Raw genomic sequence first — 12115 nt, 5'->3', positions numbered from 1 at the left:
GCCCCCTTTAGTTTTGGCAAAACCCGGTTATAACCCACCTTTGTCGCCACTATTTTTTCTCCCGGGGGGGGTGCCCGGGGGGTTTTTCCCCCGCGGGGTCCCCCCGGCCTCTTACCGTCGATCCGACACGAAGAGCTTCTCCCTTACACCTGGGCCGACCTCTACGGCTCCCAATTGCACAGCGGCCAGGATTAGAGCGCGCTCAAACCCACCCAAGCCATCTGGCTGCTGGGCGAGAATCTGTTGGCCGACACCAGCGACTACGCCCACGATTTCCGCCTGCGCAACGCCCACGTCCGCCCGCTCCTCGACCACGAGGAGTACTGCGCTGCACCAACTTGACTCATCTGTAACGGTTTTGGCCCTTCAAGGAGTCTAGGGAATGCTGATCTCAAGTCCGCTGATTCGACTCTCCAGAACGGTCTTGAGGTCACGCTTTGCCTCTGCGTCGCCATGCACGAGCCGTATGGACTTGGGCTTGATGCGCATGCGACGAACGAACTTGACGAGGTCATTCTGATCCGCGTGGGCGGAGTAGCCGCTCAATGTGTGCACACCGCAGCGGATGTCGTAGCGCTGGCCGTCGAGGTCGACATAGCCACCGCGCGGGCCATAGCGCTGGATCATCCGTCCAGGCGTGCCCGCGGCCTGGTAGCCGACGAAGAGGATGTCGTGACGCGGATCGCCGAGCATGGCTTTCAGATAGTTGACGATGCGCCCACCTGCGCACATCCCGCTTGCGGCGATCACGATGGCGGGTCTGCGGCTACGGGCGAGGTAATCCAGGGTGCGCAGATGCGTTTCGTGGTCGTCGATGGTCAGCACCTGCTCGAAGTCGAGCGGGTGGCGGCCGCTACGCAGGCGGCGCCTGGCCTCTTTGTCCCAGAAGGCGCGGAGCCTGGCATAGCCGGCGGTGAAGTCGGCGGCCAGCGGTGAGTCGAGAATGATCTCCAGGTCTTGCCATTGACGGCCAGCGGACAAGCGCCGCCGGCCATGCCGGTGAACCATGGCTTCAAGCTCATAGAGCAGCTCTTGCGTGCGGCCGATGCTGAAGGCCGGAATCAAGAGCGTACCGCCATTGCTGAATGCATGCTCGACGATGGCACGCAGCCGTGCCTGGCGGTTGCGGCGATCTTCGTGGAGGCGATTGCCATAGGTGCTCTCGAGCACCAGGAGATCGGCACGGTAGGGCGATTTCGGCGCCGGCAGCAATGGCGTGTAGGGCGCGCCCAGGTCGCCGGAGAAGACGATGCGATAGCGCTCTGACGGTGTCTTCAAGTCACATTCGACGTAGGCTGAGCCGAGGATATGACCCGCTGGCTTCAGCTTCACCGACAGCTTGGTCTCGCCTTGGACGACGGCATGCCAACGACCGTAGGCCAAGGGAATCACGAGCCTGCGCAGATAGTCGAGCGTCTTGGCGATAAGCCGATCGTCCCTGGTAAAGCCAATCCTCAATGCGTCCTCGATGACCATGGGCAGAAGCTCGGCAGACGCCTGGCTGCAGAGGATGGGGCCGTCGAAGCCCGCCGCCAGCAGGTAGGGAATGCGTCCCACATGGTCGATGTGCACATGCGTGACGACCAGTGCCTGGATGTGATCGACCGATTGGGTGAACCTGAGACGCTCGGCGCCGGCTCCGGACGACGACGTCTCTGCGCCCTGAAACAAGCCGCAGTCGATCAGGATAGATCGACCATCGCCGAGGCACAGCTCGTGGCAGGATCCGGTAACGCCGTCGATGGCACCGTGGTGAATAATCATGTCTTGAAGGAGACCGCGTGGCTGATCCATGTCGTCGTTCCTTGAAATCCTTCCCAGCAGTTGCTTACCGGTTCTGAGCATGCCGGCTCGAAACGGTCGGGTCGCCCGCAAGCGGGCTCCTACGGGGCGTTGCCTTGGTAGGAGCCCGCTCGCGGGCGATGCTTCGGCACCAGGTGCCTTCTTTGCGAAGACGTCTCAGCGGCGCCGTCCATGATATCGAGTGGACGTCATCGATGTGCTCTCCCCTGGGGGCGCCCGGGTGAACTTTCATTCCCGCGGAAGCGGTCGGTTTTCCCTCGATGCCGCACCCAGGCGGCCGCCGCGCCGGGGCGGCGCTCCCACGGGGTTGATGGGCGACAGAGCTGCGATCCCCAGCCTAGGCCCTGAGCTGCTCCTGGTGGTCCAGAAACCACGCGTAGCTCTGCCGGAGCCCCTCCTCCAGGTCAATCCTCGCTTCCCACCCGAGCGCCTTGAGGCGTGAGACATCGAGCAGCTTTCTCGGGGTGCCGTCAGGCATGCTGGCGTTGAACGTGACCCTGCCTTGGAACCCGGTCACCCGAGCGATGGTCTCGGCAAGCTCCCGGATGGTGCAATCGACGCCGGCGCCGACGTTGATGTGCGAAAGCATCGGCTGCGTATGCGCCCGATAGACCTCAGGGCTCAGCTCCATGACGTGGACACAGGCGGCGGCCATATCGTCGACGTGGAGAAACTCGCGTCTCGGGGTGCCGGTGCCCCAGACGATGACCTCCGTCTCCGCATTCTGCTTGGCTTCGTGGAAGCGGCGCAAAAGCGCTGGAATCACGTGGCTGTTCTCAGCATGAAAGTTGTCATGGGGGCCATAGAGATTGGTCGGCATGACGCTGCGGTAATCGCGGCCATATTGGCGATTGAAGCTCTCGCAGAGCTTGATCCCGGCAATCTTGGCCACCGCGTAGGGCTCATTGGTGGGCTCGAGCGGACCGCTCAGGAGCGCGGATTCCTCCATGGGCTGCGGGGCATGCTTGGGATAGATACACGAGGAGCCGAGGAACAGGAGCTTCTGCGTGCCGGCGCGATGAGCGGCCTGGATGACGTTGGCCTCGATCATCAGGTTGTCGTAGATGAAGTCCGCCGGATAGGTGTCATTGGCGTGAATGCCGCCGACCTTGGCGGCCGCCAGGTAGACCTGGTCGATCCGGGTCGCGGCGAAGAAGGCGCTCACGGCACACTGGTCGAGCAGATCGAGCTTGCGATGACTCGCAGTGATGAGATGCTCGTAGCCCAGTGCGGTTAGTCGGCGCAGGAGGGCTGTGCCAACCATCCCGCGATGCCCCGAAACGAAGACGCGCTGGGCTCTGATCGATGCCTTGTCCGCCATTGATGCTCCTTGCGGGCTAGCTGCGCTGCAGTTGCATTGTTCTGCCTGGGGAGTCGGCCAGTTGCTTGAGCAATCCCCCGTTCGAAGCGAGAGACATCGCTGGCGCGGACCTTGATGCGCTAGCCCCCTTCGGGTAGCCCAAACCAGCGAGTGCGACAGCTAGGTAAGCGAGCACGACGGCGGGCATTTGCATACTGAAATCGACCACCGAGTGCACGCCGATCTGAACGGTCGCCGCGACGGAGAGCAAGGCGAGCTCGAGCTCGCCGCGCATGCGACTCGCGCGCCAGGCAGCAGCCAAGAGCAGGATGAAGGCAGAGAACATGGCGAGCGCCGCCGGCCAGCCGACGTCCATGATGAGCTCGAGATAGTCGCTGTGGGCACGCGTGAAGAAGGCCCCCACGGATGCGTCACGAAAGGCACGGAATGCGCTCTCGAAGGCACCCAAGCCATAACCTGTCCAAGGCCGTTCCGAGATCGCTTGCCAGACCAGCGGATAGACGTCGAAACGACCATCTCCCTGCTCGAAGAAACGGGCAAGCCGGTCGGCGGTCATGCCGCCACTCAGAAGCAGGTTGAACGCCAGGAAACTCAAGAGAACGACCAAGAGTAACGATCCGAAGGTGCGCGCCTGACCGGCGGGCAGCCGACTGACCCACCCACCGACTAGCACGGCGCTGGCGATCATGCACGCGATCAAGCCCATCCGCGACTCGGTCAGCAAGATGGCGACGAAGCAGGCAACGAGAATGACGGGCAGCAGCCACCCCGTCGTCGTGAGGACTTCGATCAGCTCGCGCAGCTTGGTGCGATGACTGGTGTCTCGGCTCAGCGTGCGCCGCAAGAAGCGCAGCGTCAGGGCGAGGGCCGTCAGAACGCCGAGGCCCGCATAGGTCGCATAGCTGTTGCGGTTGACGAAGGTGCTGGTCAGCACGCCACGATAAGCGGTCTTGTCGAACCAGAGGATCGTCTCGAGACTAGAGAAGTAGATCGCCAAGCCATAGACCGCATAGGCGCCTTGCGCGGCCACGAAGATCTTGAGCAGCAGCTCTGCGTTGCGCTGGCAACGCGCGTACCACAGGACCAGCAGCGCGAAGCTCAGATAGACCAGATAGCGGGTGGCCACCTGAAAGGACTGCTGCGGATCCAGGGACAGATACCCCTGCATATCCGGAAGCTCCAAGAGCGCGGCCGCTTGCGACCAAAACGGGTGATGCAGGCTCGGCAAGAGGCCGGGCACCGATTGCGCGTAGCCCCAGAGCACGACGACGAAGACGAGCAGCCCAGCGGCCAACGGGAGCTTGGGTAGCGGGGGAATCCCACGATTGGCGCGCCAGCGCTGAGCCACGTGCGCGACAAGGCCAAAACCGAGCAGGACGCCATAGAGCTGCGGCCAGATGGCCCCGACACTCGCGAAGGGCAGTGGGCTGAAGACCAAGACGAAGACGAGAATCCAGAAAGGGAAGCCGCGCATCGGCCTCGAGGATACATGTGCAGGGGTCAAGACGGCTGCCTCAAGCATTCCTTAGCGTTCGATTCGGTGCTACTCGGCGATCCCCGAGGAGGTTGGGACTTTGGCGGACGTATTCTGGAATTCCGAAGTGCCCTTGTCCATTGGAGCCGACGAGATGGTCGATGCGGCTATCAACGGGCGACGCTGATGCGAGCCGGCTCAGCTCGCCGCGCCGGCCAGAACCACGCCCCGCCAAGGCGGCGCGCACGGCTTCAGCGCGTGTCGATGAAGGACCGCGAGCGGCCCTGCAGAACCACGCAGGTCAGACAGCCGCTGGCATAGGCACCCGTGTCGATACCGATGCGGTTGGCCTTAATCTCGGGCTCTTCGCTAATGTTGTGGCCATGCACGATGACCTTGGGATGTGGTGCCGTGCTGCGCAGGAAGTCGCCTCGGATCCACAGCAGGTCTTGGCGCGATTGCAGCTCGACCGGAACACCCGGCCTGATTCCTGCGTGGACAAAGAGGTAGTCGCCCAGCACATAGGCCTCCTGGAGCCGTCTCAAGAAATTAAGGTGCTGCTCAGGGATGCGGGCTAGGAGCTCTTCTGCAAGATCCGGCAGTGGCAGCGCGGCCATGTGCGGCCCTGGATCGATCCCGTAGGACACCAGCGTCGCCAGCCCTCCGTAGGACAGCCAGCCCGCATAGGCCTCCGGATCTTCGATGAAGCCGAGCAGCGACTCCTCATGGTTGCCCATCAGAAAAACAGAGCGCATCCCTGACGGCTGCGCCGTCACCAAGTGCTCGACGACCTGGCGGCTGTCCGGCCCGCGATCGATGTAGTCGCCCAGGTAGACGAGCGTTCGCTCGGCGTCCGGGTGACATTCGGCATCTTGCTGGATCCTCTCCAGCAGGACGCGCAGCAAGTCGAGCCGTCCATGGATATCGCCTATGGCGTAAACCCGCTGTCCCGCGGGGGCCTCAGGAGGAGAGGATGGGGGCGGAGATGCCCCGCGCCGGCGACTGAAAACACCTAGCATGGAGTCAGAGAATCTCGATTCAGAAGACTTGGCGCAACAACCGACCCAGCAGAGCAGCCCGCACGATCCTGCGCCAAATGCCTCAATGCTACCGGAGATGGACACTTGCGCCTATTGGGCAACAGGGCTGAGTGGGGCTTAGGGCGGTTTCTCGAAATCTCTCTACCAGCCTTTCACACTCAGGAAATGCGTGACGGGATGAGGGCAGGATGCTCTCCGGCGGTCATTTTTCCCGCCTACGCGTCCGGATCGTCCGCAAGCGACTGGCAGGAGGAGGATTCTGGGAATTCGCCTAGGTTGTCCAAACTCCAGATCCCTACCCTACCCCCTTGCCAATCGACCCGGCCTGACTCGTCCTTGATGAAACGCTGCGGCGATGCGGCGCCTTGCGCATTCGGGCGCCTGAACATCACCGCTCCTGAAAGGGGCTTGATCACCTGCCAACCGACAGCCAGAGCACGGAGCCACGGACCGAGAATCGCCCTCAAGGGACAGCTATCCCGGCTCGCCGCCGCGCTGACGTCGATCTCACCGGCGTCGATCATGGATTGTCCCGGCGCCCCGGGTGGACAGGCGCAGCGCAGTCCACCAACGCCGGCGCGGGATTCGGCGGACTTCGCTCGCGAGACTGTGAGAGTCATCCAAGCGCACCGCGAAGATCGCAGATTGGTGTAGGTTGGGCCGACGCAGGAGGCCCAACAATCAAAGCGTTAGGCTAGCCGCCATGTTGGGCTTCGTACCTCAGCCCAACCTACGCAGAATTTCTTCACAGTCTCTCTCGCTCGTCCACCCTACAGGTCCAACTGACGATCAAGGCCCAGCCATCGGCCTCCCAGAGAGTAAGCCAATACACCTGGAAGTTGTTCTGCCCGACCAGGAGGGAGGTCGCGTTTGTGCGCAGGAGCCCGAGAGGCGCCGCCCCCGGAGTACGGGTAGGAACGGCCGCTCCGCGGCACGAAGCTAGCGTCTGTTCCGGGACACCGAACAGGCTCGACAGTCTGCTCGGCGGCCAGACGTCGCTGCGCGGTCAGGCGGCAGCCTTTTCTGCCGACTTGGACGACGCCGGCTTGTCGCCGCCCGTCTTGGTTTCCTTTGCCGCGGAGCCTCCCGGCTTACTCGAAGCCTTATCGCCGCTGTCGTGCAGGTTCTTCTTATTGCCCTGCTTGAAGTCGGTCTCGTACCAGCCGCCGCCTTTGAGGCGGAACCCGGCGGCAGAGATCAGCTTCTTCAGCGAGGGCTTGCCGCAGGCCGGGCAGTCGGTCAGCGGCGCGTCGCTGATCTTCTGCATCTTTTCCAGCTCGTGGCCGCATTCTTCACAGCGATATTCGTAGATTGGCATCTTAGATTCCTCGGAATCACATCAGTTGAGCAATGGGCTCCAAGGCATAGGAGCCCCATCGAAAGACATGTCGGGTTGCAGCAGCCCGCAAGATTCGCGTTAATGAGGGCCATGACAACGACGGCCCATCACCCGACCCCATGAGCGCGCAGACTGCGCCGAGTATTCTCATTACCGGATGCTCGAGCGGCATTGGCTACCACTGTGCTCGGGCCCTCGCCGAGCGCGGGTGGCACGTCATCGCATCGGCCCGCAAGCAAGAAGATGTGGATCGCATCGCCCAGGAAGGGCTCGAGGCCGTTCAACTGGACCTGGCCGACTCCGGGAGCATTCATGCCGCCGTCGAGCAGACGCTGCGGCTGACCGGCGGACGGCTGGATGCACTCTTCAACAATGGCGCCTATGGGCAGCCCGGGGCGGTCGAGGATCTTAGCCGAGCGACGCTGCGCGCGCAGCTCGAGACCAATCTGCTCGGCTGGCATGAGCTGACATGCCTGATCGTCCCGGTGATGCGCCGTCAGGGGCACGGACGCATCGTGCAAAATAGCTCCATCCTCGGGTTCATGCCGCTCCCCTTTCGCGGGGCCTATGTCGCGAGCAAGTATGCCCTAGAGGGCCTGACGGACACCCTTAGGCTCGAGCTGCGCGGGACGGGAATCCACGTCTCGCTGATCGAGCCTGGGCCGATCACCAGCGCCTTCCGCAAGAACGCGCATGACGCCTTCCGCGCGAACGTCGACGCCGAGGGCAGTCCTCACCGCGAAGCCTACCATCTCGCCGAAGCCAGGCTGACCAAGCAAGGCGCGGCGCAGCCCTTCACATTGCCCCCGGATGCCGTCTTCAAGAAGCTCGTGCACGCCTTGGAGAGACCGAATCCTCGCCCGCGCTATTATGTGACCTTTCCCACGTATTTCATCGGCTACGTCAAGCGGCTGCTGTCGACGCGGGCGCTGGACAGGCTGTTGATCCGCATCTCGCGCGGCGGCGCTGGCTAGAGGCTCGGCGGCGCTATCTGGGGCAAGGAGCCCCGATCGCGGCGGGGCGCCGCTCCCACCGGTCGGGCGGCCGAGCCGATCCGACTTGATTCGGCCGAGGCATCGCCCGCAAGCGGGCTCCTACGAAGAAGGACGCGCAGGAGCCCGCTTGCGGGCGATTGGCACGAAGATCAGCGAAAATCGCCTCAGACGTACTGGACTTCCAGGATCTCGAGCTCGCGCAGGCCACCTGGCGCCTGAACGGCCGCGACGTCGCCCTCGGCCTTGCCGATGAGCGAGCGGGCGATGGGCGAGCCGACCGAGATCATGCCCTGCTTGAGATCGGCCTCGTCCTCGCCGACGATCTGATAGCACAGCTCCTCGTCCTTCTCGAGCTCGAGCACGCGCACCGTCGCGCCGAAGACGACGCGGCCGTTCGCGTCGAGCTTGGTCACATCAATGATCTGGGCATTCGAGAGCTTGCCCTCGATGTCCTTGATGCGGCCTTCGATGAAGCCTTGCTGCTCGCGCGCCGCATGATATTCCGCGTTCTCCTTGAGGTCGCCGTGAGCGCGCGCCTCGGCGATCGCCTCGATGACGCGCGGCCGCTCGACCTTCTTGAGCTTGTCGAGCTCTTCACGCAATTTCTCAGCGCCCCTGGCTGTCAGAGGTACCTTGCTCATGGGTGATTTCCTCAGTTGCCGAAGCCGCTGGCAAGGATCTGCCAGCCGGCCATGCGGGCCCGTTGCGGGCCCGGCAGAAACGAATGCGGGCGCAATAATGCGCCCGTTTACCTTACTTCAATTCAGATCTTGTAACCGATTCACGCTGACGATGTCCAGTTGTTTCAGCGCCAGACAGGTCGCCTCGGCACCCGAGATCGTTGTGGTGTAGGTCACCTTATGCTGTAAGGCAGCACGACGGATGGCGGCGGAATCCGCAATTGCCTTGGCCCCTTCCGTGGTGTTGACGATGAAGCCGATCTCGTTGTTCTTGATCATATCGACGATGTGCGGCCGCCCCTCGGCCACCTTGTTCACGCCGACGCATTCGAGACCCGCCTCGCGCACCGCAGCCGCGGTGCCATGGGTGGCGTAGAGCTTGAAGCCGAACTCGGCCAGATCCCGGGCGACGCGAATGAGGCGTGCCTTATCGCTGGGCCTGACGCTCAGCATGGCCTTGCCGCCCTTGTGCGGCAGCATGCTGCCGGCGCCCTCCTGCGCCTTCGCGTAGGCCTCGCCAAAGGTCTCACCGACCCCCATGACCTCGCCGGTCGATTTCATCTCAGGTCCCAGCAGGGTATCCACGCCAGGGAACTTGATGAAGGGAAAGACCGCCTCCTTCACGAAGTAATGCTTAGGCTTGAGCTCGCGGCCATACCCCTGCGACACCAATGACTTGCCGGCCATGCAGCGCGCGGCGATCTTCGCCAGAGGCGCCCCGATGGACTTGGAGACGAAGGGCACGGTGCGCGAGGCGCGCGGATTCACCTCGAGAATGAAGATCTCGTCGTCCTTGATGGCGAACTGGGCGTTCATGAGGCCGACCACATTGAGCGCGAGCGCCATCTTGGCCATCTGCTCGCGCATGCGGTCCTGGATCAGCGCGGGCAGCGTGTAGGGCGGCAGCGAGCAGGCCGAGTCGCCGGAGTGGACTCCGGCCTGCTCGATGTGCTCCATGATGCCGCCGATGAAGACGTCGCTGCCGTCGCACACGGCGTCCACATCGACCTCGATGGCATCGTCGAGGAAGCGGTCCAGGAGCACCGGGGACTCATTCGAGACGCGAACCGCCTCGCGCATGTAACGCTGCAGCTCGGCCTCGTTGTAGACGATCTCCATCGCCCGACCGCCAAGGACATAGGAGGGACGCACCACCAGCGGGTAGCCGATGCTCGCGGCCTGTGCGACGGCATCTTCCTCGCTGCGCGCCGTCGCATTCGGGGGCTGGCGCAGTCCGAGCCGATTCACCAGCTGCTGGAAGCGCTCGCGGTCCTCGGCAAGGTCGATGCTGTCGGGGGTGGTGCCGATGATGGGCACGCCAGCCGCATCGAGGTCGCGCGCCAGCTTGAGCGGCGTCTGCCCGCCATACTGCACGATGACGCCGAAGGGCTTTTCCTTCTCGACGATCTCGAGGACGTCTTCCAGCGTCAGCGGCTCGAAATAGAGCCGGTCCGAGGTGTCGTAGTCGGTCGAGACGGTCTCTGGGTTGCAGTTGACCATGATGGTCTCGAAGCCGTCAGCGCGCATCGCAAAGGCGGCGTGGACACAGCAATAGTCGAACTCGATCCCCTGCCCGATCCGATTCGGCCCGCCACCGAGAACCATGATCTTCTTGCGATCCGACGGCTCGGCCTCGCACTCCTCCTCATAGGTGGAGTACATGTAGGCCGTGCTGGAGGCAAACTCGGCGGCACAGGTGTCGACGCGCTTGAAGACCGGGTGCAGGCCCAGCTCATGGCGCAAGGCGCGCAGCTCGGACTCCTTCATGCCGACCAGGCGGCCGATGCGCCGATCCGAGAAGCCCTTGCGCTTGAGCTGGATGAGCGCGTCCTTGGTCAGGGCTTCACGCCCGCCTTCCAGCGTCTGCGTCTCGCAGCGTACCAGATCCTCGATCTGCGCCAAGAACCAGGGGTCGATGCGGCTCAGCTGATGGATCTCCTCCAGGCTCATGCCGACGCGGAAGGCATCCGCGACGTAGAAGATCCGCTCCGCGCCCGTCTGGCGGACCTCGAGCTGGATCTTCTCGGCGGCCTCGGGGTCGCTGAGATCCACCACCTCATCCAGACCGTAGCGGTCGATCTCCAGACCACGCAGGGCCTTCTGCAGCGACTCCTGAAAGGTGCGCCCGATGGCCATGACCTCACCGACCGACTTCATCTGCGTGGTCAGCCGGGCGTCGGCCTGAGGGAACTTCTCGAAGGCGAAGCGCGGGATCTTGGTGACCACATAGTCGATGGTCGGCTCGAACGAGGCCGGCGTGGCGCCGCCCGTGATCTCGTTGCGCAGCTCGTCGAGCGTATAGCCGACGGCCAGCTTTGCCGCGACCTTGGCGATGGGGAAGCCGGTGGCCTTGGAGGCCAGGGCCGAGGAGCGTGAGACGCGCGGATTCATCTCGATGATGATCATCCGCCCGTTCTCGGGATCGATGGCGAACTGGACGTTCGACCCGCCGGTGTCGACGCCGATCTCGCGCAGCACCGCCAGGGCGGCGTTCCGCATGATCTGATATTCCTTATCCGTCAGCGTCTGAGCGGGCGCAACCGTGATGGAATCGCCCGTATGCACGCCCATGGGATCGAAGTTCTCGATCGAGCAGATGATGATGCAGTTGTCCGCATGGTCGCGGACCACCTCCATCTCATACTCCTTCCAGCCGAGGACGGACTCCTCGATGAGCAGCTCATTCGTTGGGGACAGATCCAGCCCGCGACGGCAGATCTCCTCGAACTCCTCTTGGTTGTAGGCGATGCCGCCGCCGCTGCCGCCCATGGTGAAGGAGGGACGGATGATCGCCGGGAAGCCAATGGAGGCCTGGACCTGGATCGCCTCCTCGAGGCTGTGGGCGATGGCCGAGCGCGGCATGTCGAGCCCGATCTTGCGCATCGCCTGGCGGAACAGATCGCGGTCCTCGGCCTTGTCGATGGCCTCGCGCGAGGCCCCGATCAGCTCGACGCCGAATTCCTCGAGCACCCCCTCGCGAACCAGGTCCAGCGCGCAGTTGAGCGCGGTCTGGCCACCCATGGTCGGCAGCAGGGCCTGCGGACGCTCCTTCTCGATGATGGCCGCGACCGCGCGCCAGGTGACGGGCTCGATGTAGGTCGCATCGGCCATCTCCGGATCGGTCATGATGGTCGCCGGGTTGGAGTTCACCAGAATGACCCGGTAGCCCTCCTCGCGCAGCGCCTTGCAGGCCTGGGCCCCTGAATAGTCGAACTCGCACGCCTGACCGATAACGATAGGTCCGGAGCCAATGATGAGAATGCTTTGGATGTCAGTACGCTTGGGCATTGAGTATCACGTTGGTGTTCAGGGAGGTGCCGCTCAGATTGCAGCAGCGCGGATGACATCCGGCCGAGCTCGTCGCATCGGCTGCCATCCTCGGGCTCGCGTCCAGCCATGGCGGTGCGGTGCTCGCACCAGGCGTTTCCGGTCCAGTCGAGCCGAGCCGCTCGAGCGAAGCGGC

Annotated in this window: 8 protein-coding genes; 1 reads left to right on the top strand and 7 read right to left on the bottom strand. The window is 63.6% G+C overall.

The annotated features are described in order from the left end of the window. Positions 1–375 precede the first annotated feature (375 nt). From G3446_RS20155 to G3446_RS20135, 5 genes are all read right to left on the bottom strand, one after another. Positions 376–1794, bottom strand: a complete 1419-nt coding sequence (locus G3446_RS20155) for an MBL fold metallo-hydrolase RNA specificity domain-containing protein (RefSeq protein WP_245232620.1) — start codon at positions 1792–1794, stop codon at positions 376–378. A 346-nt stretch (positions 1795–2140) separates the two neighbouring features. Further along, positions 2141–3124 (bottom strand): GDP-L-fucose synthase, encoded by a 984-nt coding sequence (gene fcl, locus G3446_RS20150; RefSeq protein WP_209262528.1) that lies wholly within the window; start codon positions 3122–3124, stop codon positions 2141–2143. Positions 3125–3140: 16 nt separating this feature from the next. Next, positions 3141–4598 carry an O-antigen ligase family protein gene (locus G3446_RS20145; protein ID WP_164454701.1) on the bottom strand — a complete coding sequence of 486 codons (1458 nt, stop codon included), beginning with the start codon at positions 4596–4598 and terminating at the stop codon, positions 3141–3143. A 251-nt stretch (positions 4599–4849) separates the two neighbouring features. Continuing rightward, entirely contained in the window at positions 4850–5617 is a 768-nt protein-coding gene (locus G3446_RS20140) for a metallophosphoesterase family protein (protein WP_164454700.1), read from the bottom strand. A gap of 1027 nt (positions 5618–6644) precedes the next feature. Next, complete coding sequence (locus G3446_RS20135) at positions 6645–6956, bottom strand: FmdB family zinc ribbon protein (RefSeq protein WP_164454699.1); 312 nt, start codon at positions 6954–6956, stop codon at positions 6645–6647. A gap of 140 nt (positions 6957–7096) precedes the next feature. On the opposite strand from G3446_RS20135, the gene G3446_RS20130 reads away from it, so the two are divergent. Next, positions 7097–7951: an SDR family oxidoreductase gene (locus G3446_RS20130; protein ID WP_164454698.1), complete on the top strand. Its 855-nt coding sequence runs from the start codon at positions 7097–7099 to the stop codon at positions 7949–7951. Between the two features lie 185 nt (positions 7952–8136). Here the strand turns inward: G3446_RS20130 and greA are convergent, their stop codons facing one another. Together greA and carB are read right to left on the bottom strand one after the other, a co-directional pair. Beyond that, positions 8137–8613 carry a transcription elongation factor GreA gene (greA, locus tag G3446_RS20125; RefSeq protein ID WP_164454697.1) on the bottom strand — a complete coding sequence of 159 codons (477 nt, stop codon included), beginning with the start codon at positions 8611–8613 and terminating at the stop codon, positions 8137–8139. A 117-nt stretch (positions 8614–8730) separates the two neighbouring features. Next, positions 8731–11940: a carbamoyl-phosphate synthase large subunit gene (carB, locus tag G3446_RS20120; RefSeq protein WP_164454696.1), complete on the bottom strand. Its 3210-nt coding sequence runs from the start codon at positions 11938–11940 to the stop codon at positions 8731–8733. Positions 11941–12115: the final 175 nt, after the last annotated feature.

The organism is Thiorhodococcus minor, assembly GCF_010820565.1.
Classification (GTDB): Bacteria; Pseudomonadota; Gammaproteobacteria; order Chromatiales; family Chromatiaceae; genus Thiorhodococcus; species Thiorhodococcus minor.
This window is presented reverse-complemented; position numbering and strand designations above follow the sequence as displayed.

Coding starts and splice junctions, on each gene's coding strand:
- G3446_RS20145 (WP_164454701.1), bottom strand. CDS start 4,598: ATGCGCGGCTTCCCTTTCTGGATTCTCGTCTTCGTCTTGGTCTTCAGC.
- G3446_RS20130 (WP_164454698.1), top strand. CDS start 7,097: ATGAGCGCGCAGACTGCGCCGAGTATTCTCATTACCGGATGCTCGAGC.
- G3446_RS20155 (WP_245232620.1), bottom strand. CDS start 1,794: ATGGATCAGCCACGCGGTCTCCTTCAAGACATGATTATTCACCACGGT.
- G3446_RS20140 (WP_164454700.1), bottom strand. CDS start 5,617: ATGCTAGGTGTTTTCAGTCGCCGGCGCGGGGCATCTCCGCCCCCATCC.
- carB (WP_164454696.1), bottom strand. CDS start 11,940: ATGCCCAAGCGTACTGACATCCAAAGCATTCTCATCATTGGCTCCGGA.
- G3446_RS20135 (WP_164454699.1), bottom strand. CDS start 6,956: ATGCCAATCTACGAATATCGCTGTGAAGAATGCGGCCACGAGCTGGAA.
- fcl (WP_209262528.1), bottom strand. CDS start 3,124: ATGGCGGACAAGGCATCGATCAGAGCCCAGCGCGTCTTCGTTTCGGGG.
- greA (WP_164454697.1), bottom strand. CDS start 8,613: ATGAGCAAGGTACCTCTGACAGCCAGGGGCGCTGAGAAATTGCGTGAA.